This window comes from Nonlabens dokdonensis (genome assembly GCF_002162835.1).
Classification (GTDB): domain Bacteria; phylum Bacteroidota; class Bacteroidia; order Flavobacteriales; family Flavobacteriaceae; genus Nonlabens; species Nonlabens dokdonensis_B.
In genome coordinates, this window is the sequence record NZ_MAAX01000018.1 from 1 (window position 1) to 24,510 (window position 24,510).

The 24,510-nt window shown below is 33.7% G+C and carries 21 protein-coding genes and 1 pseudogene; 12 read left to right on the top strand and 10 right to left on the bottom strand.

Translation table 11 applies throughout. The features are described from left to right. The 3 genes and pseudogenes from A9Q93_RS00910 to A9Q93_RS00920 form a co-directional block, all read right to left on the bottom strand. Positions 1-476: pseudogene (locus A9Q93_RS00910) on the bottom strand (transketolase); the annotation flags it as partial. Between the two features lie 57 nt (positions 477-533). After that, positions 534-3,359: an aminopeptidase gene (locus A9Q93_RS00915; protein ID WP_303685498.1), complete on the bottom strand. Its 2,826-nt coding sequence runs from the start codon at positions 3,357-3,359 to the stop codon at positions 534-536. A 129-nt stretch (positions 3,360-3,488) separates the two neighbouring features. Further along, positions 3,489-4,178, bottom strand: a complete 690-nt coding sequence (locus A9Q93_RS00920; RefSeq protein ID WP_303685499.1) for a TIGR00730 family Rossman fold protein — start codon at positions 4,176-4,178, stop codon at positions 3,489-3,491. Positions 4,179-4,362: 184 nt separating this feature from the next. On the opposite strand from A9Q93_RS00920, the gene A9Q93_RS00925 reads away from it, so the two are divergent. The 3 genes from A9Q93_RS00925 to A9Q93_RS00935 all read left to right on the top strand — a co-directional run bounded on the left by A9Q93_RS00925 (position 4,363) and on the right by A9Q93_RS00935 (position 7,576). Continuing rightward, entirely contained in the window at positions 4,363-4,959 is a 597-nt protein-coding gene (locus A9Q93_RS00925) for a SprT-like domain-containing protein (protein WP_303685500.1), read from the top strand. A 62-nt stretch (positions 4,960-5,021) separates the two neighbouring features. Further along, complete coding sequence (locus A9Q93_RS00930; RefSeq protein ID WP_303685501.1) at positions 5,022-6,101, top strand: mannose-1-phosphate guanylyltransferase; 1,080 nt, start codon at positions 5,022-5,024, stop codon at positions 6,099-6,101. Next, on the top strand, positions 6,101-7,576 hold the full coding sequence (locus A9Q93_RS00935) for a DUF389 domain-containing protein (protein ID WP_303685502.1): 1,476 nt from the start codon (positions 6,101-6,103) through the stop codon (positions 7,574-7,576). The genes A9Q93_RS00930 and A9Q93_RS00935 overlap by 1 nt, the downstream gene beginning before the upstream one ends. A gap of 20 nt (positions 7,577-7,596) precedes the next feature. Here the strand turns inward: A9Q93_RS00935 and A9Q93_RS00940 are convergent, their stop codons facing one another. After that, positions 7,597-8,199: an MCP four helix bundle domain-containing protein gene (locus tag A9Q93_RS00940; RefSeq protein ID WP_303685503.1), complete on the bottom strand. Its 603-nt coding sequence runs from the start codon at positions 8,197-8,199 to the stop codon at positions 7,597-7,599. 171 nt (positions 8,200-8,370) lie between these two features. Further along, positions 8,371-8,994 (bottom strand): inorganic diphosphatase, encoded by a 624-nt coding sequence (locus A9Q93_RS00945; RefSeq protein ID WP_303685504.1) that lies wholly within the window; start codon positions 8,992-8,994, stop codon positions 8,371-8,373. A 93-nt stretch (positions 8,995-9,087) separates the two neighbouring features. On the opposite strand from A9Q93_RS00945, the gene A9Q93_RS00950 reads away from it, so the two are divergent. Then, the gene (locus tag A9Q93_RS00950; RefSeq protein ID WP_303685505.1) at positions 9,088-10,239 is read left to right on the top strand and encodes a VWA domain-containing protein; all 1,152 of its coding nucleotides are present in this window, start codon (positions 9,088-9,090) and stop codon (positions 10,237-10,239) included. A 37-nt stretch (positions 10,240-10,276) separates the two neighbouring features. On the opposite strand, the gene A9Q93_RS00955 is transcribed toward A9Q93_RS00950, so the two are convergent. Genes A9Q93_RS00955 through A9Q93_RS00965 form a run of 3 tightly spaced genes read right to left on the bottom strand, consistent with a single transcriptional unit; the run spans position 10,277 to position 11,325 of the window. Then, the gene (locus A9Q93_RS00955) at positions 10,277-10,531 is read right to left on the bottom strand and encodes a hypothetical protein (RefSeq protein ID WP_303685506.1); all 255 of its coding nucleotides are present in this window, start codon (positions 10,529-10,531) and stop codon (positions 10,277-10,279) included. A gap of 8 nt (positions 10,532-10,539) precedes the next feature. Then, the gene (locus A9Q93_RS00960; protein WP_303685507.1) at positions 10,540-11,058 is read right to left on the bottom strand and encodes a hypothetical protein; all 519 of its coding nucleotides are present in this window, start codon (positions 11,056-11,058) and stop codon (positions 10,540-10,542) included. Positions 11,059-11,070: 12 nt separating this feature from the next. After that, the gene (locus A9Q93_RS00965) at positions 11,071-11,325 is read right to left on the bottom strand and encodes a hypothetical protein (protein WP_303685508.1); all 255 of its coding nucleotides are present in this window, start codon (positions 11,323-11,325) and stop codon (positions 11,071-11,073) included. A 174-nt stretch (positions 11,326-11,499) separates the two neighbouring features. Between A9Q93_RS00965 and A9Q93_RS00970 the strand changes: the two genes are divergently transcribed. Together A9Q93_RS00970 and A9Q93_RS00975 are read left to right on the top strand one after the other, a co-directional pair. Beyond that, entirely contained in the window at positions 11,500-12,096 is a 597-nt protein-coding gene (locus A9Q93_RS00970; RefSeq protein WP_303685509.1) for a porin family protein, read from the top strand. Positions 12,097-12,182: 86 nt separating this feature from the next. Next, positions 12,183-12,593, top strand: a complete 411-nt coding sequence (locus A9Q93_RS00975) for a hypothetical protein (protein ID WP_303685510.1) — start codon at positions 12,183-12,185, stop codon at positions 12,591-12,593. A gap of 107 nt (positions 12,594-12,700) precedes the next feature. Here A9Q93_RS00975 and A9Q93_RS00980 read toward each other — a convergent pair whose 3' ends face one another. After that, on the bottom strand, positions 12,701-13,348 hold the full coding sequence (locus A9Q93_RS00980; RefSeq protein ID WP_303685511.1) for a hypothetical protein: 648 nt from the start codon (positions 13,346-13,348) through the stop codon (positions 12,701-12,703). A 4-nt stretch (positions 13,349-13,352) separates the two neighbouring features. Beyond that, entirely contained in the window at positions 13,353-13,847 is a 495-nt protein-coding gene (locus A9Q93_RS00985; protein ID WP_303685512.1) for an RNA polymerase sigma factor, read from the bottom strand. A 123-nt stretch (positions 13,848-13,970) separates the two neighbouring features. Here A9Q93_RS00985 and A9Q93_RS00990 point away from each other — a divergent pair, with 123 nt between their 5' ends. The 6 genes from A9Q93_RS00990 to A9Q93_RS01015 all read left to right on the top strand — a co-directional run bounded on the left by A9Q93_RS00990 (position 13,971) and on the right by A9Q93_RS01015 (position 24,012). Then, positions 13,971-15,245, top strand: coding sequence for an NAD(P)/FAD-dependent oxidoreductase (locus A9Q93_RS00990; RefSeq protein WP_303685513.1), 1,275 nt, complete (start codon positions 13,971-13,973; stop codon positions 15,243-15,245). A gap of 197 nt (positions 15,246-15,442) precedes the next feature. Beyond that, positions 15,443-16,843 carry a dihydrolipoyl dehydrogenase gene (lpdA, locus tag A9Q93_RS00995; protein ID WP_303685514.1) on the top strand — a complete coding sequence of 467 codons (1,401 nt, stop codon included), beginning with the start codon at positions 15,443-15,445 and terminating at the stop codon, positions 16,841-16,843. 141 nt (positions 16,844-16,984) lie between these two features. After that, entirely contained in the window at positions 16,985-19,234 is a 2,250-nt protein-coding gene (locus A9Q93_RS01000) for a TonB-dependent receptor (protein ID WP_303685515.1), read from the top strand. Positions 19,235-19,310: 76 nt separating this feature from the next. Beyond that, positions 19,311-20,636: an anthranilate synthase component I family protein gene (locus tag A9Q93_RS01005; protein ID WP_303685516.1), complete on the top strand. Its 1,326-nt coding sequence runs from the start codon at positions 19,311-19,313 to the stop codon at positions 20,634-20,636. After that, positions 20,636-21,967 carry a tRNA lysidine(34) synthetase TilS gene (gene tilS / locus A9Q93_RS01010; RefSeq protein ID WP_303685517.1) on the top strand — a complete coding sequence of 444 codons (1,332 nt, stop codon included), beginning with the start codon at positions 20,636-20,638 and terminating at the stop codon, positions 21,965-21,967. Before A9Q93_RS01005 ends, tilS begins: the two co-directional genes overlap by 1 nt. After that, positions 21,964-24,012, top strand: coding sequence for a protein-disulfide reductase DsbD (locus A9Q93_RS01015; protein ID WP_303685518.1), 2,049 nt, complete (start codon positions 21,964-21,966; stop codon positions 24,010-24,012). Before tilS ends, A9Q93_RS01015 begins: the two co-directional genes overlap by 4 nt. The last annotated feature ends 498 nt before the right edge of the window (positions 24,013-24,510 follow it).

The window sequence follows — 24,510 nt, forward strand, 5'->3', positions numbered from 1 at the left end:
GAAGCTTGTGCTAGACCTAGAAGTCTAGGCATTTGACCAGCAGTAGGAGAGATGTCAGCACTAGAATTCTTTTGATCTATTAATCTTTTCCAGCTTCCATCTTCATTTAAACTATGCGTTGCAAAATGACCACCCATCTGTCGTCCAGCACTCATAGGTTCTTCATTAATATCAGTGTTTGCATAAAGTCCAGCAAAAAATTGCTGGATGTTAAGCTCACCTATGGCCATCATGAAAGTTTGATCACGGTAGTATCCACTCCTGAAATCACCATTTTCAAAAGAACGTGCCCATGCTAGTTGTGGTAATTCTTTTCCATCACCAAAAATTCCAAACTTAGCTTTTCCTGTAAGTACTTCTCGACGACCTAGTAAGCTACATTCTCGACTGGTGACAGCAAGCTTGTAGTCCTTGATAAGTTCTTCTTTGAAATCTTCTTTAGCTAGTTGTTGTGGTTCTTTCACTGTGTTTTGCATTGTTTTTGGGTCTTATCGCAAAGGTACGTTTTTAACCTTCTAATTACAATTGCAAAGCTAGTACCAACGGCGACTAAATAGTTTTACAAAAGTGTTAATGTCTAGAGTAACGATAAATCGTATTTTCTCGTCGTAATTATCCTGTGCAATTTCCCAGCCGTTGTTGCTGTAAATAGGAAAATAAAATTCAAAAAAGTCTTGAAGTAAATTTAATCTGATTCCTGAGTCATATACAAATTTTGCACTGCGACCTTTGTTTTTTACAAATCCAGCATCACCATAAACATGGATGTAATTCCATATACTATAGGATCCATTAACTGTAGTGATCCATTGGTTTGCAAATGCTGGTTCTAGTTGAGATTTAAAACCACCTTCTGCTATGATTAACTGCTGTGAGAAAAGACCACTGTCTTCAGATCTTCCGTAATAATTATAATCAAATAGGTAATCTGTAGGTCGATCTAGTGCAAATGAAAAATAATCACCACTGGATTGAGAATTATTAGTCAAAAAAGCACCACCAAATGCTCTAAACTCTAGCTGCCTATTATTCTTAAATAATCTACGCCAGTTAAATCTATAAGTAGCCTTAGTAAATTGACTTGAGATTTCTGTTCCTATATTATAATTAAACACACGTCTCAGATTATTATCAGATTGCGCAAAATTAATTGCAAAAACATTGTAGTCCGGCTCATCCACTGGACTCAAAGGATTGCGGTCACGATCTACATAAACGTTTCTGAAACTTAAACTTTGCCTTTTATTACTTCTTAAATCTTCAGGACGGTATCCAAATTGTAACCATGCACTTCCTCTACGGAACATTAAATCATCAGCATAAGAAAATGTGTTACCGCTTATTCCATATCGTACAGAAAATAATCGCTCTTCTCGATCTTGAATAGGGTGATTGTAACCTAAACTTATGGAGCCAACCAGTTTATTTGAATTTGTTCCATAACCAGGTTTGATACTATAACGTAAAGGTTTAGGAAGTAAATTACCGTTGTAAAACCTCGTTCCTAATGTAATACCATCGTAAATATTAAACTCAACATCAGGCATAAGAAATACTTGAGATCTTTCTGGATCTTCAATGTCTTTAAATAACCTAAACTCTAAAGGCCTGTTCAATGATGGAAAACTTTTAAGAGTTTTGTAATTATCTCTAGGGTTAAACTCACTGATAAGCCCTTCATGATTAATAGCTATTCTTGTAGCACGCTTTCGCGAAAGCGATATCATACTATCACTTTTAATTCCTTCTATCCATTTTTTAGTCACAATGCTATCCTCATTTAAGAGGTAAATAGGTACTGGAATTTCTAATAATGACTTATTTTTTATTTCAAAGGTGACAGAATCTTTATTCTTTTTTACTTTTTTTAATTTCCAATCTAGCCTTTTATGTGTCGTGATATAATCATCAAAGAACCAGTCTATTTTTTTGTAAGTATTACTGCTTAAAATTTGCTTAAAATCTTCTGTATCTGTAAATTGAAGATGATTTGCAACGTAAAATTGTTGAATAGATTTTTCAACGCTTGACTCTCCTAAATAATCATCTAGAAATCTCCAGCCTATAGCTGCTTTAAATGGAATTGCGATTTGCTGATTGTATTTAACCAGCTTATCTGCTGGAGTGTTGATAGCCTCGTCGAGATTCTGTCTTGCGCTATTGAGATAAAGAAGCGCATAACTATCATTGAACTTTAGGTTTGCAGCATTAAAACCTCGTATACCCCAAATGTTACTTAATTTACCACCTATTTTAAGATCTGGATAATATGTTTTTTGATACTCCATCATTAAATAAGTAATGAGAGATTTTTCTATCCACGCCTGTTCTCTAGGATTTACGTGGATTCCAGTTTCTACCCATTTACGAGTTAAGGCTTTAAGTACTTTTATCTCATAGGTAAACCCAGCAGGAAAGGGATTTATAAAACTAGGTAATGAACTTAATCCATAAACTGGGTTTTCTCGGTAATAACGATCTGACACAAATAAGTTATCGTGAGGATAGCCTCCTAATTTATTCTGTAGAAAACTAGCTATGCGATCGTTAAAAACAACTTTAATTTCTAACGGTACACTTTTATCTTCAATATCGGTAACAATATTTATACCTGGCACGCTATAGGTTTTATAAACATCTACGTCTTTAAGGATGTGTAGAACAGCCTCATAATAATTTTCACCTGTAAAGAGGTAACTATTTCCATTGTTTTGAGGTGCTTCAATTTTTTTGGTAAGGTTACTAATTGCACGATGCGACGCTGGTAAGTGTAATGAAACTGAAAAATTCAATGGAGCACCATGAAAATCATCTAAATCTTTATGAGAATAGTACTGGAAGGCACCATCTATAAACGGTGCAGGATGTAAATACCAGTATTTAAGGTTGTATTCTCCTTTACTGTTCTTACCGTATTCTGTGAAATTATCTTCTGGTATTTTAGTAACATAATTTAATTCTACCGTGCGTGTTTCACCAGATTTAATAGGATTTGTGAAAGCAAGTTTGATAATATCTTGTTGCTCAGGTAAACGAGTTAATTTAATATCTTCATTGAGTTTACTACTAGCATCTATGGACGTGTAACCTCGCTCTTCTACATTTGAGAATTGAAACCTATTTTTAAAATCTTCTGCAAATCTTATGGCAAGCGGCGTTTGATTTGAAGAAAACGCATTTGCCCAATCTAAAAGAATTATATGGTCCCATGTAGTGCTACTTTCATTATTAATTATCAATGTCTGTTTGATATTCAATTGATCGTTCTCACTATCTAGGGTAGCGATAATATTAGTGGTATGCTGCGCATTTATGCAACAAGAAAACAAAAGCAAAATAAGTGCTAACTTCTTAATCATATAAAAAATTGATTTGCCTTTGGTCAGAAAGTTGGATACTATCGGTTGTACAGTTATGACATTTATAACACTTAACGTTACAGTATGTATAACATAACTATATAAACGTACTTAAAGTATATGTGGTTTTTAGAAATTAGGACTTAAGCTGTATTTAGCATAAAACTCGTTGATGATGTTTACGGCTTCATCACTCGTATCTACTACGTGCAATAAATCTATATCTTCAGGAGAAATAGTGAAGAACTTTTTGTCAAGTGTGTTCTTGATCCAGTCTAAAAGTCCACTCCAGAAGTCAGTACCTACTAAGATGATAGGGAACTTTCCTATTTTGTTAGTCTGGATTAAAGTTATAGCTTCAAATAATTCGTCCAGAGTCCCAAAACCACCTGGCATCACTACAAAGCCTTGTGAGTATTTTACAAACATAACTTTACGAGCAAAAAAGTAATCAAAATCAAGACTTTTATCACTGTCTATATATGGATTGTCATGTTGTTCAAAAGGTAAAGTGATATTTAAACCTACTGAGGTACCACCAGCAAGGTGTGCTCCTTTATTTCCTGCTTCCATAATACCTGGTCCACCACCAGTAATAACACCATAACCGTTATCTACTATTTTACCAGCTATTTCTGTCGCTAGTTTATAGTAGTCATTTTCAGGTTTTAATCTAGCACTTCCAAAGATGGAAACACACGGACCTATACGGCTCATGCGCTCAAACCCCATTACAAATTCAGATAATATTTTGAAGGTAGCCCAGCTATCATTAGTCTTCTTTTCATTCCATCCTTTTTCTCTAGCTTCTTTTCTCATATTTTCTCTACTACAATAATATTTTAGTACTTTTTTATCAATCTATATCAAGCTTACAAACATAACGACAATGAATTAAGAATCGTAAATTTTATAAAAAAATTTGTATGTAAAATTGCACCTGTAGAGTCTAGCTCAGTTGCCTAGATTTTAATATATTCCATCTTTTTTGAATTTTTACTATATGAGTGTTTTAAATAAATATTTGCCTCCAGTAGCTGTCTCACCGTTGACTGCTTTAATAGAGCAAAATAATATTCATTTAAAAATAGTTAATGAAAGAAAGACTAGACATGGTGATTATCGTAAGAATCAAGATGGCTCACATGTTATCACCATTAATGCAAATTTAAATAAGTATAGATTTACTATTACCTTAATTCATGAAATAGCTCATCTTATTGCGTTTCAAAAATATGGTAGATCGATAAAACCACATGGAGTAGAGTGGAAGTATACATTCCAGCAACTCATGTTACCATTTTTAAGACCAGAAATTTTCCCTACAGACTTATTACCTATCCTTGCGAGGCATTTTAAAAACCCCAAGGCCAGTAGCGATACAGATGCAATGATGAGTGTAGCCTTAAAAAGTTATGATCCAGAAACTCATAAAAGCTATATCTTTGAATTGCAAGAAGGCGCAATTTTTTTACATTCTAACGGTAAGAAATATCAAAAAGGAAGTAAATTACGTAAGCGTTATAATTGCCTTGAAATAGATTCTGGTAAGATTTATTTATTTCAGCCTAATGCACAAGTGGTATTAGTTAAAACTTAGAGTGGTGGACACTTAAGGTTCTAAACGTTTCTATTTTAAACAGTAGATTAAGTAAGCAAAGTATGAAAAGTAATAATTATGCAGTCATCATGGCTGGTGGAGTAGGATCTAGATTTTGGCCAGTGAGTAAACAATCATTTCCTAAACAATTTCATGATATGTTAGGTTTAGGGAGATCATTATTGCAAATGACTTATGACCGTTTAAAAGAACAAATTCCACCTTCACAAATTCTCGTTCTTACAAATGCAGACTATGTCCAGTTAGTAAAACAACAACTACCTAAAGTGTCTATTGAAAACATAGTGGCAGAGCCAGCTATGCGCAACACAGCACCGTGTATTTTACTTGCTGCTTTGAAAATTCAGAAAATGGATCCTACTGCAAATATGATCGTAGCACCTAGTGACCATTATATTGAGGAAGAAGATATTTTTAATGAAGACCTTACAACGGCATTTGATTTTTGTGATAAGAATAAGAATGCTTTGTTAACATTAGGTATACAACCTACTTCACCTAATACTGGTTTTGGGTATATTGAATATAATCAAGAAGATGATCAACTTAAAAAAGTCTCACAATTCAGAGAAAAACCAGATCTTGAAACGGCCAAAAGCTTCATACAAGCAGGTAACTTTTTATGGAATGCCGGGATTTTTATATGGAATGTAGATGGTGTTGTTTCCGCTTTCGCGAAAGCGCAACCTCAATTAACTTCTCACTTTAAAAATGGATTACCTGTATTTAATACTAGTGAGGAAAAAGAGTGGTTAGAAACAAATTACCCAAATGCTGAAAACATCTCAGTAGATTATGCCATAATGGAAAAAAGTGATGCTGTTTATGTGTTACCAGCAAGATTCTCTTGGAACGATCTTGGGACTTGGGGTTCTCTATATGACAAGCTTGATAAAAATGATAATAAAAGTGCAGTGGTAAATGCAGATTTGATGTCATTTAAATCTTGTGGTAATATGATAAGAACCGCTGCTGGAAAAAAAGTAATAGTGCAAGGATTAGAGAATTATATTATTGTAGATGAAGACGATGTTCTAATGATCATACCTATTACCGCTGAACAAGAAATAAAAGAAATACGCAATCAAGCTATGGCAAAGTACGGTAATAATATAGGGTAATGGAGACGCAACAAACTAATAGTGAAACATCTTCAGATAATAACCTGAATACAAATCAACAACGCATTTCGGGAATATGGGAAAGTACGATGGCGTTTTTGCACGATTTACTGGATATACGACAAGATTCTGATAGAGATGAAACCATTGAAGCCGTAAGAAAAGATATCTCGTTTCAAGGTCATAATGCGTGGATTCTTATCTTCTCCATTTTTGTAGCTTCTATAGGATTAAATGCTGACTCTACCGCGGTCGTAATAGGAGCCATGTTAATATCTCCTCTTATGGGACCTATCGTAGGAATGGGATTAGGAACAGCTATTAATGATGACACTATGATGCGTCGTTCTTGGACTAACCTGCTAGTAATGGTAGGTTTATCTTTGCTTACCGCTTCGTTATATTTTTTAATTACACCTATAAAAGAAATTACCAGTGAGCTTGATGCTCGAACATTTCCTACCATTTTAGATGTACTTATTGCAATATTTGGTGGACTCGCGTTAATAGTTGCTAAAGCAAAGAAAGGTACGATCTCAAATGCCATCGCAGGTGTAGCTATCGCAACTGCATTAATGCCACCATTGTGTACAGCCGGTTTTGGGATTGCTACTGGTAGTTTAAAAGTTTTTGGAGGAGCGATGTATTTATTCTGTATTAATGCGGTTTTTATAGCATTAGCCACTTTTGTAGTTTGTAAACTACTTAAGTTTCCTATGGTAAAATATGCAAATCAAGCTAAGCGTAAACGTGTTTCTAGATGGGCAACAGCAATTGGAGTTTTTGTATTATTACCTTCAGTAGTTTTATTTTACCAGCTTTACTCTGCACAAGTAAAAGAAATAGCCGTAGATGAATATTTTAAAAATACGATAGATTATGTAGGGATGCGTCCTACAAAAGAATGGAATAAAGAGACTAATAAACTTGACATAGTAATGTTAGGAGAAATAGTTCCACAACCTACCATTGAAGCATGGAAAAATAAATTTTATACTATTGAAGAACTAGAAGGAAGCGAGATTGAGTTTTTTCAGGGTTCTAAAATTCTATCTAATAATAATGATGACGTAGAATTAGTTCAAGAAGAACTCATAGGTCAAATGAAGCAAATTCAAAATAAAGATGTACGTATTGCGGCCTTAGAAAATGAATTACGTAGATTAAGTCAGCAAGGTAAAGACTTTGATATTATCAGTAAAGAAGTACGTTTCAATTATCCAGAGATAGCTAGTATGAGTTATGCAGAGTCTGTAAACAAGGACTTTATAACGCAAAGAACAGATACTATATCTGTTTATAATATAGTTTTTAACGATACAACGCTAGCAGTAGAGAGAAGGCTTGACATCAAACAACGTCTAGCTAACTGGTTGCAGTACAGGTTGAAATCTTATAACGTAAAAGTAAATGAGATAGAAAGAAGCGTTACAGGAACAGCTCATGATTCTTTGCAACAAATTCAAAGTAAATAGAGTTATTAAGTGATAACGTATTAGTCAGTAGAGGTAGGACGGTAGAGAATTACAATTTGAATAATAATAGCGATAATAATAACTATCCATATTTCTAGTTGTGTCAATAAATCTACAGATTCCATGGCTTTTTTACCTACTTGCATCTGTCTTTTTCCTTCGTTAATTTGAATATCGGCTAGTTGTAGAAGGTTATTATTAATACTATTCAATTGTGCGCTTAATCGTGAAGAAATCGAAAGTTTTTCTGGAGTAGTAGCGTAGGAAGCTTCTATTGCAAATAGGGCTTCTATTTCTTCTTGAAGATTTGTAAAAACACGTTGTTCTTCCCTAGTTAACTTCGTTTCAGAAAATCCATCAATCAATTCATTAATTCTGTTTTTAGAGCCATTACCTTGTTTAAGGTATGTAGAGTCATTACCTTTTGCCAGCAATAATTCTTTTTCATGCACTTCTATTTGCATATCAAATATGTAGTCTTTTGCAATTAATCGATCTTCATATATCGAGGCAACAGAATCCTGTATGCGTTGATAGTTATTCCTATCTATAAAATTAGTAGCGATAATTAAAGCTACCACTAACAATAAACCCAAAGACCACTTAATTTTTTGACTAATCATATATTAAATTTTATGTAATAAATATAATCACTACGAGCTCAATTATGGATTGTGTTAAAGCAATATTAACAAATCACAGTTTTCAATGACTAGCAAAAAAAAAGCTGATTCATCTCATGATGAGTCAGCTTTAAGTAATAGTTTAAATAATGTGTACGTATGACTTTAGAATTATTTATTAAATTCTTTTTTGTAATCTTCAATTGCTTGATTTACGATAGCAAGTGCTTTGTCACGACCTTGGAACTCTTCTACTTCCACCGTTTTATTTTCTAATTTTTTATAATCTTGAAAAAAGTTACGCATTTCTTTTTTCCAGTATTCTGGTAATTCACTTACATCATTAAAATGAGCTACAGACATATCGTTTGCAGCTACAGCGATAATCTTATCATCCATTTCACCACCGTCTAGCATTTGCATCACGCCTATAACTTTAGCTTCTACAAGGCACATAGGTACTATTTCTATTTGCGATAACACAAGAATATCCAGTGGATCTTGATCATCACAAAAAGTCTGAGGAATAAAACCATAATTAGTAGGATAATACATAGAAGAATAGATTACTCGATCAAGAATAAGCATTCCAGATTCTTTGTCTAATTCATATTTTGCCCTAGTATTTTTAGGGATTTCTATTATTCCAGTTACATGACCAGGAGCATCTGCTCCATAACTTACATCGTGCCAAGCATGTTTATTCATCTTCTTTGTTTTTTTAGCGGCTGCAAAAATAAGTTCTATTCCGCTTTCGCGAAAGCGAAACAGCATTAACTTATGGTAAACAATCATTCTAAGTCGGTAAATCTATCTATTTAAACACAAACCAATGTTAAATGTGGAAATTACAATGGCACTAAAGCTTTTGTAATTTATTTTTAAATCATGGCACAAGAAAGATTAGGTTTTAAGTTTGAATATTATAATCCAGAAGAGAAAGATCCTTTTGATAAATTATTTGAAATATTTAAAGAGCTTATAACACATACATCGGGCGATTTTGACGAGGCTATTAATTGGTTAAGAGAATTAGATAAGGAATATAAACTTACCACTCCAGAGTACACAATAGACGATTTTATTGAAGATTTAAAAGCTCGAGGTTATATACGGGAAGAATTTGATCCTAATGATGAGAATCAAGAAGGAGAAGAAGGTGATGGAGATAGACCTGGAAGATTTTCTATTACTGCCAAAACAGAACAGTTACTTCGTAAGCATGCACTAGATCAGATTTTTGGTAATATGCGTAAAGGTGCGAGCGGTAACCACAAGACAGGAAAATTAGGTCAAGGAGATGAGCATAGCGGTGATTACCGTCCATATAGGTTTGGTGATGGACTGGATCGTATTTCAATGACAGAGAGTTTGCGCAACGCTCAAATCAATCATGGAATGGGTAATTTTAACCTGACGGAAGATGATCTTGTGGTAGAAGATTCTCAATTTAAAGCTCAAATGAGCACCGTTTTAATGATTGACATTTCGCACTCCATGATTCTTTATGGAGAAGATAGAATCACACCAGCAAAGAAAGTAGCAATGGCGTTAGCAGAATTAATTACAACTCGATATCCTAAAGATACACTGGATATTATTGTTTTTGGTAATGATTCTTGGCCCATTAAAATAGCTGACCTTCCTTACCTTAAAGTAGGTCCTTATCATACAAATACAGTCGCTGGATTGCAACTAGCAATGGACATCTTAAGAAGAAAACGGAATACCAATAAGCAAATCTTTATGATTACAGATGGAAAGCCTAGCTGCCTGCGTTTAAAAGATGGAACTTATTACAAAAATTCAAACGGGCTCGATGAATATATAGTAGATAAATGTTATACCATGGCTGCTCAAGCTAGAAGGTTGCATATTCCTATTACAACTTTTATGATCGCAAACGATCCCTATTTACAGCGTTTTGTAGATAATTTTACCGAAGCAAATCAAGGAAAGGCATTTTTTACGGGACTTCAGGGATTAGGCGAAATGATTTTTACCGATTACGAAGCGAATAGAAAAAAGAGACTGAAATAGTTTTAAAAGGTTATTTCAGTCTTTTTAACGTTATAAATTAAGGACAACACCGTTTTTGAGCACTTGAAGCTGAAATAGAATTTACTTCAACCAATTCCCATTGACCTTCATTTTGTTCATAAAATCCTTCTAAAGCGGTATCACTTGATAAAGTTCCACAACAACCTTGACCTTCCTGTACTTGATAGTGGACAATACTATCTTCAAAACTCCCGCATCCACAAGAATGGTTTTCGACAGCATTTAGCGAGATTCCGTAAGTAAGAAAAAACAATAATATTAAATTTTTCATAGGTTTAATTATTTAAAAACAAAATGTTCCTTATTTAAATTTTTGATAATTTGTTCCTTCAATTCTACATTTTTCCAATCAGCTGAAGTTAAATAGTTAATATTTTTTTTGTAGAAATCATTTACTTTACTTCGGTAGTTTGTAATTTCTTTGTTATGATGATAAAGTAATCTATAATAAGTCCTAAAAGAAACAGAATTAAATTCCATTGAATCCATATCATTAAGAATTACATTAACTTGTTCTATTTTCAAATCTTTAGAATAATTGAACAGTGCTTTGTGCCACATGGACATTGTATTGTCGAAATGTAATTGACTGTTATACATTTTTTTTTCCTTCTCATAGGCTAAAAAAACTTCATTTGCATTTTTGAATTGATTTCCTGATAAAGCTTTCCATACATTAGAATCTAAAGGGGTTTTAAAAGCCTCTTTTGTCAGTGGAGCTTCGTTTGAAGCTTTATCATTTTCTGAAGTACATCCTATTAATGTAATTGCGATAAGTAAAAATATTATTTTTTTCATGTTTAATAAGTTTTAAGAATTTTGATTTTGACAACATATTTCTTGACCACCTGCACCACCTACAGCAGTAAAACCAACAAGTTTCCAAGCTCCTCCAGAAGGTTCATAATAGCTTATCTGTCCAAATTCGCCAGCTTCACCACTACAGCAACCGCTTTCTGCACCAATCACTTGATAAGTTACAATTCCATCTTCAAAATTGCCACAATTGCAATATTTATAATCATTTTGAAAGAAAAAGGATAAAAAGAAAAGTAAATTTACCATAATTATTTAATTTTAAGTTCCTTATAAAACTAAAAACTAAAAACTAAAAATTTTAACATAATATTAATTTTTGTTCAAAATATCTGTATTTTTAAACTTTAACATCTATTAAAATAAAAAACTAATAAACAAAAGCATTTTTATATATTTGACATCTATACCAAAAACATAAAAATGAAAACTATTTATTTTTCCTTAGTTGCTTTATTTCTAGCAAGCTTTACTGTAACAGCTCAAGACTTTTCCTATGGGGTTATAGGTGGAGTTAACTTTTCAAAAATTGATAATTTTGGCTCTGGTGAAGATGGTCTATTTGAAAATGCCCGATTAGGTTTTCATATAGGAGCGGTAGCCGAATTACCTTTTGCAGAGAAATGGTCTTATGAAGCAAGTCTACTATATTCTGTAGAAGGAGAAGAATTTGAAACAAGTGGCGTTAATTCAGACGTGAGACTTCAGTATATCAATGTTCCTTTTCAGTTCAAATATTATGCTTACAAAAATCTAAGCATACACTTTGGACCACAAATAGGTTTTTTACTTAAAGGAGACGTTTCAATTGACGATGCAGATTATGAAGAAATTGAAGACACAGTAAATACAAGTTTTGCAGGAACTTTTGGTTTAGGCTATGACTTGAGAGAGTATAACTTATACCTTAAAGGAACGCTTACTTATGGATTTTCTGATATTATAGATAATGTAACTGATGGAGAAGATAGATCTCAACTACCAGGTACAGTTCATTTATCAGTAGGTTATAAGTTCTAAGGTACTAATCAAGCTTTTATATATTTGAAAATGCACTCGTTAAGGTGCATTTTTTTTTGAATGATATTAATATTTAAAAAAGATCAATGAAAAAACTTTTGGTAATAACAGTACTAGTACAAATGCTTTCTATTATAAGCGCAGTTGCTCAAGATAAATTTGTAGGTAAATGGACGGCAGATGATGGAAAAGAAATAGGCTTTATTGAATTTCAAGAAGAAGGATATGCTGCATTAGGTATCGGTAATAAAGTTATGGGAGGAAAAGAATTTACCTTAAGAGGTAAAAAAGGAAGTATGACTTATGTAGTAAGTGATGAGGTTCTTCCTATAAAAATAGACCTTGTTGTGACTAAATTAGAGTCAGGAGAGCAAAAGAAGTTACTTTGTATTGCTCGATTTATAAATGACAATGAGATGTTATTTGCGATGAATTTCAATAATCAAAGACCTATAGATTTTACAGAAAATAACGCTATTATTCTAAAGCGAGAGTAAAGATTTTATTCAGTAATAAATTAAAATATTTTGTTTATTAGTTACAAAAAAATCCCTAATGCATTAACAGCTATTAGGGATTTGATGCGTTAATAAAAAGGAAATGATTAAACTTCCATGCGCTTTAGTTCTTTATAATTACGGTTGAGCCTTTTTAATAAAATACCGTAAATCAGTAAATAGATAAGGTACATTACTATACATATCAATAAAAACACTACAAACGAAACTCCTAAGAACACAAAATACATAAGTGTTTCTTTACCAGCCATTTCAGGCCTATTCATTAAAGCTACAATTTGTGGATCATTAGGAATTACTAAAGTCATACCTATCATCCCTACAACCATTATATAAATAAGGTTGTACCAGATATACCATTTCATAGTACGTCTCGTTTTTAAGATATTTTTCATAAGCGACCTAGTAGGTTGTGCCACAGATATATTTCTGTAATTTCTGTAAAACAGATAAATAAACCCTATGATTACAGTGTAATGTAAAATGGAAGTACCGTAATAAAATGGTTTCCCCATAATTCCTATCACATCTATATCGCTACTTTGATTGTAGAAGTGAGAAATCACTCCTAAAATTATAAATACAAAAAATTCAATCATCGCTATGATGAATAACCATTTAACGATACCTGTTGATTTATGAGCAAGTAAGCCTTTTAACTGCTCCGTAGAGAAGTGTGGTGTATCGCTAGTTTGCGATTGCCAGTTCTTTTTAAGTATATCTAGTTGATCCATGACTTTATGGATTAATAATTTTAGTTAATTTAGTTTTGATTCTGTTCATCTTCACTCTCGCGTTAACTTCAGTGATTCCCATGGTTTCTGCTATTTCTCTATAGTTTTTGTCTTCTAGATATAAAAAGACAAGTGCTTTTTCTATATCGTTGAGTTGTTTAACTGCACCATAGAGTAAAGTAAGCTGCTCCATTTGCTCATCATCTTCTTGTTGATCTTCAATTTTAAATTGAACAGAATCATAGTCTTGAGTTTTAACTCGTCTTGTAGATTTGCGATATAAAGTAATTGCTGTATTTAAAGCAACTCTATACATCCAGGTGCTAAATTTTGAATCTCCTCTAAACTTTGGATACGCTCTCCATAGCTGCACCGTGACTTCTTGAAATAAATCATTGTGCGCATGTTGATCATTAGTATATAGGCGGCATATTTTATGCACTATATTCTGATTCTCATTTAACTGTTTTACAAATTCTTTTTCGAGTTTTTTACTCACTTTTTAATGGAATGGTTAAACGATAAGTCATTCGTTTTTTAGAAACGTTACACAACTTAGAAAAGAATGTTAACTACTCGATAATTAGAGGTGTTAAATTTATATTTGTTAAAAGAAAATCTAATGAATATACCGCAGTCAGACCTACCTAGAGTAATTATTGTAGGCGGTGGTTTTGGTGGTATTACGCTTTCGCGAAAGCTTACCAATCAAAAATATCAAGTCGTACTTATAGATCGTCATAATTATCACAATTTTCAGCCTCTTATGTATCAAGTGGCTACAAGTGGATTAGAACCAGATTCCATCGCATTTCCTTTACGAGGCCTGGTAGAAAACCGTAAAAACTTCATATTTCGTCTGGCTGAAGTAGAGTCCGTAGAGCCTGTACTTAAAAAACTTAAGACCTCAATAGGTGAAGTGAGTTATGATTATCTAGTTCTAGCTACTGGTACTAGGACTAATTTCTTTGGCAATGAAGAGCTGGAAAAAGCATCATTGAAAATGAAAAGCGTCCCTCAAGCGCTTAATATAAGAAGTTACATGCTGCAAAACTTAGAGAAAGCGACTCTTACTAGTGATGTGGAAGAACAAAAAAAGTTGATGCGCATTGTTCTTTCTGGAGCTGGACCTACAGGAGCAGAGCTTGCCGGAGCATTTGCAGAGTTTAAAAACGGTGTTTTACCTAACGACTATCCAGACCTTAATCCAGATTATATGGAAATTCATCTTCTTGATGGATCTGATAGAGTGCTCGCAAGTATGAGTAAAAAGGCATCTCAAAAAGCCGAAAAATACTTGAAAGAGTTAGGAGTGAATGTCCATCTTAATGTCATGGTTAAAGAATATAAAGATGAAACTGTTATCACCAATACTGATTTAAAAATTAAGGCACTCACATTTATCTGGAGTGCTGGAGTAATAGGTAGTCCTGTAGCAGGAATACGTGAAGAAAGTGTTGATAAAAAATCACAGCGACTTATAGTAGATAGAATGAATAGAGTAGAAGGCTATGAGGATCTATTTGCCATCGGAGATATTGCGCTCATGAAAACTCCAGAGTTCCCAGAAGGTCATCCACAGGTAGCACAACCTGCTATACAACAAGGTAAACTACTGATCAAAAACTTTAAAAGACTTCTAGAAAATAAGTCTCTTAAAGAGTTCAGTTATTTTGATAAAGGAAGTATGGCTACCATAGGTAGAAATAGAGCCGTCGCAGATATTAAATCTTATACGCTAGGTGGTTTCCTTGCATGGATTGCTTGGTTAGGTGTGCACCTTTACTTTTTAGTAGGTGTGAGAAATAGATTAGTGGTATTTTTAAATTGGATTTATAATTACTTCAATTTTGATCGTGCTGCACGTTTAATCATAAGACCTTACAAAAAGTTATAGAATTACAGTCGCAGTTGTAGTGTATTGTTTGAGATAGAAACAGTTTTTGATTTGTGGATAATAAAGAGAGCAAACTGTTTATCTTATCAAGAAGAATTCCATAGGATTCTATATCATTTAAAATACAATCATCTCAACAAATAGCGACTGTTTTCTTACCTTTGTAATTCAAATTTGTATAATAAAAAACAACTCTTATGAGTAAGTATGATGTTGCAGTAATAGGATCAGGTCCTGGTGGATATGTAGCCGCAATTAGATGCGCACAATTAGGTATGAAAACTGCCATTATTGAAAAATATAACACATTAGGTGGTACATGTCTTAATGTAGGATGTATACCTTCTAAAGCACTTTTAGACTCTTCACATCATTATGATGATGCTATGAAGCACTTTGAAGAGCATGGTATAGAAATTCCTGGAGAGGTGAAAATCAATTTTGAGAAAATGATTGCTCGCAAAAAGCAAGTGGTTGATACGACTTGCGCAGGAATCGATTTCTTAATGAAAAAGAACGAGGTAGATGTTTTTACCGGTATGGGATCTTTTGTAGATGCTACACACATAAAAATAGAAGGAGAGAAAACGGAAACTATTGAAGCAACAAATACAATTATTGCTACTGGTTCAAAACCAGGTTCACTTCCTTTTATTACCCTAGATAAAGAAAGAGTTATCACTTCTACAGAAGCACTTTCTTTAAAAGAAATTCCTAAGCACATGATCGTGATAGGTGGTGGAGTTATAGGTCTTGAATTAGGTCAGGTATACAAAAGACTCGGAGCTGAAGTTACTGTAATCGAGTATATGGATCGCATCACGCCAGCCATGGATAAAGTTCTCTCTAAAGAATTAATGAAAGTTCTCAAAAAGCAAAAAATTAAATTTCACTTATCTCACGCGGTTAATAAGGTTGAACGCAACGGTGATACCGTAACTGTAACTGCCAAAAACAAAAAAGGAGAAGAAGTTACTTTTGAAGGAGATTACTGTTTAGTCTCTGTAGGAAGAAGACCTTATACAGATAAGTTAGATGCAACTGCAGCAGGTGTAAAGATAAATGAACGTGGTCAGGTTGAAGTTAATGATCATATGCAAACTAACGTTTCTAATATCTATGCAATAGGTGACGTAGTAAGAGGAATCATGCTAGCACATAAAGCAGAGGAAGAAGGTGTTTTTGTAGCAGAAACGATCGCCGGTCAAAAGCCACACATTAATTACAATTTAATTCCTAACGTAGTATACACATGGCCAGAAGTTGCTAGCGTAGGTAAAACCGAAGAAGAATTAAAAGAAGCAGGAATTGAATATAAAGCAGGATCTTTCCCTATGCGCGCATTAGGAAGATCTCGTGCCTCTGGAGATATAGACGGTCTTGTAAAAATCCTGGCAGATAAAGTTACTGATGAGGTTCTAGGTGTTCACATGATAGGAGCTCGCGCAGCAGACCTTATTGCAGAAGGAGTAACCGCAATGGAATTTAGAGCTAGTGCAGAAGATATTGCAAGAATGTCTCACGCTCACCCTACCTATTCTGAAGCAGTAAAAGAAGCAGCACTTGCTGCGACTGAAGACAGAGCACTTCACGTGTAATATCATTTAGATATACTATTAAACCGATTTTCTTTAAGAAAGTCGGTTTTTTTGTTTCTAAATTTTTCCTCTGTTAACATATTATTTACATCTTTTACTCCTCATGTTTACGTATCTAGAGCGACTAACAAAACTTTAAACATGCTAACACCTTTTCAATGTTCCGCTTTCGCGAAAGCGATATTAACAACAATCTTTTTCTTCATTTCATACGCTACAATCGCACATAACATTACCGGTTTTGTAAAGGACGAATCAGGTAAACCCCTTAAGGATGTATATGTGTTACATGTAGAATCTGGCAACCACACACATACTAATGCAAAAGGATATTTTTCACTAGTCGATGTTGAAAGTAGGGATGAATTACGCTTTTCTCACATCGGTTATGAAGCGAGCAGCACCATTGTGCAAGAGGAGAACGAGGTTTTACAAATTGTCCTTTCCTTAGCTTCTCTAGACTTAGACGCTATAACTATTAGTAATGACGTAGAAACGCTTAATGTACTTGCTAATGTAGATTTAAAAATTAATCCAGTAACTTCTACTCAAGAATTACTGAGAACGGTACCAGGACTTTTTATTGGTCAACACGCTGGTGGCGGGAAAGCAGAACAAATTTTTCTGAGAGGTTTTGACATCGATCATGGTACTGATGTAGCTATTAACGTAGATGGAATGCCAGTAAATATGGTATCTCATGCTCACGGACAAGGATATGCAGATCTTCACTTTGTAATACCAGAGACCATTAATAACATTTCATACGGTATAGGAAGTTATGATGAAACGGTAGGAAATTTTGCTACTGCAGGACATGTAGATTTTAGAACTAAAAATTATTTAGATAAAAGCAATATTACATTTGAAATAGGAGATTTCAATTATCAACGTTATTTAGGATTAGTGCAATTAGTTGATAACTCACATACTTCAGCTTTTGTGGCTACTGAGTATTTAACCTTTGACGGTCCTTTTGAAAGTCCGCAGAATTTTGATAGGATTAATCTTTTTGGAAAGCTTCAACATACTGCAGATAATGGAGACCGTTTCAGTATGAGTGTTTCTCATTTTGACAGTGAATGGGACGCTAGTGGACAAATTCCTCAAAGAGCAGTTGATCAGGGAATAATTAATCGTTTTGGTGCTATTGATGATACAGAAGGTGGAGAGACCTCTAGAACAAGTTTAGTACTTAATTACGACATGGATGTAAGCGATAAGGAAGAGTTGCAAACTACGCTATACTATTCTCACTACGACTTCTTGCTGTTTTCTAACTTCACGTTTTTTCTTGAAGACCCTATTAATGGCGATCAAATAAGACAACAAGAATCTCGTGACATACTAGGTTTCAAAGCAAATTACAAATATAAAACAGAGCTTGCAGGTAATCGATTCAATATTAAAGCTGGTCTAGGATTGCGTAATGATAGAACTGAATCTTCTGGATTATCACGAACTTTAAACAGAAGAGAAACTCTTGAAAATATACAGTTAGGTGATATTAATGAAACAAATGCATCAGCTTTTGTAGGAGCAGAGTGGTTTATTGACAATTTAATGATAGATGCTGGTCTGAGATTTGAACGATTTAAGTTTAATTACAAGGATGCTCTAGCAGCTACATACGATACTCAATCACAAACTGCTGAAGCTTTATTACCTAAATTAAATTTTAATTACGAAGTTAGTAATAGCTTAAAGTTGTACTTGAGAAATGGAGTAGGGTTGCACAGTAATGATACAAGAGTAGTATTAGAAAATAGTGCCGATAAGATATTACCAAAATCATATGGAAGTGATTTAGGCTCTATCTGGAAAGTAAGTGATAAATTCATTTTAAACAGTGCAATATGGTATCTGTTTTTAGAACAAGAATTTGTCTATGTAGGTGACGCAGGAATTGTAGAGCCTAGCGGCAAGACGGAACGTTATGGATTTGATCTAGGTTTTAAATATCAACTATCAGAGTATTTGTTCTTAGACAGTAACATCAATTATGCTCATGCAAGAGCAATTGAAGAACCAGATGATGAAGATTTTATACCACTGGCTCCTGAGCTTACTCTAGTAGGTGGAATAAGTCTAAAAAATTATAAAAAATTTAATGCAGGTCTAAGATATCGCTATATAGGAGATCGAGCTGCAAACGAAGATAATTCTATTGTTGCTGAAGGCTATTTTGTGACAGACTTCAATGTCAACTATGATTTATCTAATAACTTAAGATTAGGAATTGCAGTACAAAACCTTTTTGATGTAAAATGGAATGAAACTCAATTTGCTACAGAGTCTAGACTGGCAAATGAATCACAGTCTGTAGAAGAAATACATTTTACTCCGGGAACTCCTTTTTTCATAAGAGGTACTTTGCAGTATTCGTTTTAATAATTAAGTTCTTTGAAGTGCTATTTTTTAATTAAAATAGCATTTTGCTTTCTTCACAAATATTACCTTTGAGATCATGAAGCAAAGACAAATTCATAGTTGTACAATTGAAAAGCCAGCGATTTTTAAAAAGAAATTGCTGGCTTTTTATGCTTCAGAAAAACATTTGATATACCTTGAAAGTAATCATGGAAACCTGAAGAACGATACTTATTCTGCGCTTATTGCTGTAGGAGCCATAGATTACATAAAGTGTGACTCTGGTAATGCTTTTGAACGTTTAGAGGTGTTTAGGAAAGAATATCAAGACTGGATGTTTGGATTTTTAGGCTATGATCTTAAAAATGAACTAGAGCAATTAAAAAGTGTTCATGAAGATGTTACTGAGTTTCCAGATTTGTATTTTTTTGTCCCAGAACTGGTTTTTGAATTTACAGAATCTCAAGTAAAGATTCATAGTTATATCACATCTCAACCAGCGGCAAATAGACTTATTGAGAATATTAAGAATTATAAAGTTCCAGTTGATGCAAATTTTCCAGAGCAAGGACTGTTGATTGCTAGAGATTCTAAAGCAGCTTATCTTGCAAAAGCGCAAAGGTTTCTAGATCATATTCATCGAGGAGATATCTATGAAGCAAATTTTTGTACTCAGTTTTATGCAAGAGAGGCTTCTTTAAATCCGCAACAGGCATTCTACGACCTTAATGATATTAGTGAACCACCATTTGCTGTTTATGCTCGATTAGGTTCCTATCATATAATGAGTGCAAGTCCAGAGAGGTATTTAAAAAAGATAGGGAAGCAACTCATTTCTCAACCTATCAAAGGAACAGCAAAAAGATCTTTTCACATCATTGAAGATGATATTTTCAAGGATCAACTTTATCATGATCCAAAAGAAAGATCAGAAAATGTAATGATTGTTGACTTAGTAAGAAATGATCTTTCAAAAACAGCTGTGAAAGGCTCTGTTAAGGTTGAGGAACTTTTTGGAATCTATACGTTTAAGCAAGTACACCAAATGATCAGTACTGTAGTTTCTGAGTTAGATGAAAAATATACCGCAATTGATGCGATAAAAAGCACGTTTCCTATGGGTAGTATGACTGGAGCACCCAAGATTAGTGCTATGGAAATCATTGAACAAAATGAATCGTTTAAACGAGGTTTGTATAGTGGTGCTATAGGTTATTTTACACCTGATGATGACTTTGATTTCAATGTAGTCATTAGAACCATTTTGTATAATCAAGAAAAGAATACGCTTTCATTTTCTGTGGGAAGTGCTATTACGGCTGCTGCAAGTCCAGAGAAAGAATATGAAGAATGCTTGCTTAAAGCAAAAGCTCTTTTTGAGGTGCTAGCAAAACAAGGTTTTGAATTTGAAGAAAAGGTGTAATGTTAGAAAGGTTCAAAGAACATATTAAAAAGAACTATCCCGAGATTCTTTCAAGAAAAGTAGCTGTTGCTTGCAGTGGAGGAAAGGATAGTACTGTTCTAGTACATTTATTACATGCCTGCCAGCTTAAGTTTGATATCATACATTGTAATTTTAATTTAAGAGGAGCAGAGAGTGATCAAGATGAAGACTTCGTAACTGAACTAGCAATACACTTAGAGAATAAAGTTTACACCTTACATTTTGATACGGAAAAAGCTGCACAACAACGAGGAATAAGTATTCAAATGGCAGCTAGAGATTTGAGATATGAGGCTTTTGAAGAAATAGCTATAGAGAACGATATAAAGCATGTGCTAGTAGCGCATCATATGGACGATCAATTAGAAACTTTTCTAATTAACTTAGGTCGTGGCGCTGGAATTCATGGTTTAACCGGTATAAGAGATCGCAATGGCATCATCTTACGCCCTTTATTAGATTTTTCTAGTAAGGAAATTGAGGAGTATGCACTTCAAAACAAAATCAAATGGCGAGAAGACAGTAGCAACACCTCAACAAAATACCTGCGCAATAAACTACGTCACGACTTAATTCCTTTACTTAAGGATGTTTTGCCTCATCTAGATAATAACTTTTCAAAAACTCTTAGTTATCTAAAAGATTCAGAAGTATTATTAGATGTTGAGGTAGCCCGCTTTCGCGAAAGCGGAACTACAATTAATAATGGTAATCTCTTTATAAATATTGAAAAGTTAAAAGCTACCGTCCAGCCTCGTGCTTATCTTTTTGAGTTACTTAGAGAATACTCATTTCATATCGATGATGCAATGAATCTTTTAGATGGTGAAAACGGTAAATTTATTAAGTCAGGAGACGTAAAATTAATTAAGAATAACTCTGATTTAGAACTAACTAAGATGGTAACACACCAGAATTTGTATGAAAAAATAGATGTAAAAAATGGATCATTACAGCTTCCTGAAGGTCGTCTTCAAGTTCAACTAGTGAAAACGCAGGAACCTTTAGATTATTTAAAATCAGTATTACCTGATAAAAACAAATTACTTATCGATAGTGATGGTATTGCTGGCCCATTAGTACTTAGGAACTGGGAAAAAGGTGATCGCATGAGTCCTTATGGGATGAAAGGAACTAAATTAATAAGTGATTTTTTAACAGATCTTAAAATTACTTCATTAAAACGAGAAAAATCCTTAGTATTGACATGTGATAGCGACATCATCTGGCTTCTAGGAATAAGGACAAGCAAACATTATACTGTTACAGAAAAGACAACAACTATTTTAGAAATAACTATTGAATTATGAAAAAGCTTCTTTTTGTATTAACAGCCATTATTTCATTACACCTATATGCGCAAGAAGATCCTGCATCTTGGACCACTGAAGTTAATAAAATTTCTGACACAGAATATGAGCTAGTTACTACGGCGATTCTAGAGCCTGGATGGCATCTATACTCTCAAACTTCTGTAGGTGATGATCTAGGACCAGTTGCGACCACTATAAGTTTCTATGAAGTAGAAGAGAAGATTGAGCTCATTGGGGTAAATAAGGAAATAGGTTCTTATGCAGAGTTTTCTCCAGTATGGGAATTTAACGTGTATCAATTTTCAGATATAGCGGTATTTAAACAGAAAATTAAGTTATTAGACACTGATTTACAATATATTGTGGGAGAGGCTTTTTTTATGACTTGTGATGAAGAAAGATGTTTAAGACCTACAGGTAAACCTTTGTTTTATAAAATAAATTCTAGTGCTCAAATTCCAGAAGGTGCAGAAAATATAATAGAGCGTTATTTAGACGAAGAGCGTGAACCTCTGGTAGCAAAGGGAGCTCCAGCATCAGAAATACCATTTAAAGAAGGAAATAAATCTTCAGATAAGGAAGTAGAATCTTCAAAAAAAAAAGATAAAGAAGACGATATAGTTGTTGATGATGATAAAGATAGAAGTCTTTGGACTATTTTTATTATTGCTTTTTTATCAGGTTTTGCGGCGTTGTTAACGCCGTGTGTTTTCCCAATGATTCCTCTTACGGTGAGTTTTTTTACTAAGCAGAGTAAAAATAGAGCAAAGGGAATTTCTAATGCTATCTTATATGGCGTTTTTATAATAGTTATTTATGTCTTATTGGGAACTGTTGTCACAGCAATATTTGGTTCTGAGTCACTGAACGAATTGAGTACCAACGTTTATTTTAATGTTGCATTTTTTATAATCTTGGTGATTTTTGCAATATCATTTCTTGGAGCATTTGAGATTAGATTACCACAATCTTGGGCTAATAAAGCCGATGAAAAAGCTAATCGTGGTGGAATTGCGGGAATTTTCTTCATGGCACTAGCTCTTGCGATAGTTTCTTTCTCATGCACTGGACCTATTGTAGGTTCGCTTATTGTTGAAGCAGCATCTAAAGGAGGAATTGCACCGGTTATAGGGATGTTAGGGTTTTCACTTGCGATTGCATTACCTTTTGCACTGTTTGCGATTTTTCCAGGTTGGATGAATTCACTTCCTAAATCTGGCGGATGGTTGAACACTGTAAAAGTAGTTTTAGGATTTCTAGAGCTTGCTCTAGCGCTTAAGTTCTTATCTGCTGCAGATTTAGTTTATCAAACTCATTTGATAGAAAGAGAAGTCTTTATAACTTTATGGATAGCGATTTTTGGTGTGCTCGCTTTATATCTATTGGGTAAAATAAAGTTGCCTCATGATGGTCCAGAAAATAGTATTTCAGTAGGTAGGCTAATTATGGGTTTAATAGTTCTCACTTTTACTATTTATATGATTCCTGGTCTTTGGGGAGCGCCATTGAAGATTATTTCAGGGTTTCCACCACCATTAAATTATGCTGAATCACCTTATGGTGTTGGATATACTAAAATTGAATCTACTAAACAGTTGCCTGAAGGAGCTCACTTAGCAGTTCATGATATCGTAGCTTTCCACGATTATGAAAAAGGTCTTGCATATGCTCAAATAGTTGATAAACCTATATTAATAGATTTTACTGGATGGGCTTGCGTGAACTGTCGTAAGATGGAAGAGCGTGTATGGAGTGATCCCAAAGTATTAAATATGCTTAAAAATGAATTTGTTCTCATATCACTTTATGTGGACGATAGAAATCGCCTGCCCGAAAGTGAACAGTATATTTCAGAGGTGACAGGAAAAAAAGTGAGAACAATTGGTGACAAATGGATGGAGTTTCAAAGAAATAATTATGCAACTGCTGCCCAACCGCTTTATGTCATTCAAGATTCTAAAGGTAATGATATAGGAAAACCTATAGATTACACTCCTGAGGTTGATATTTATGAGGCTTGGCTCAGAAATGGCGTAGATTAAATAAATTTTAAAGTTTAATAAAAAACCGACTTTGTAAGAAGTCGGTTTTTTATTTTCTTCATTTAGTTTAAATACAAAAGTCTATAACCAATTTTCAAAAATTGTTAGTCCATTTTAAATTCGAAACAATGTGATTTTTTTATAATTGTTTGCAGATATTTTAAAATCACGTTGAAAGTATTTCCGATTCACTTAGAGATTACTACTCTTTGAAACTTAATGCAGTCTAGAATTAATTGGAATCAACCTTAATGAGCCTTACAATAAGAAATGAAGTATCATAAGTCAATGGTGAATTTATTGTCGTAAAACCTTTAATTTCCCGTTTTAAACCTCATGATTTTAGTCAAATAAAAATTGTTTTCTAATAGCAACTGTTTGATGACTGTTCATATCAGAAATATAAGTATTCTAGGTCAAACTTAACCAAATAACGAACTTACAATTGAGTCAACATATTATTAAGGATGTTGACTTTTGAGTCTTGTTGTTATAGTG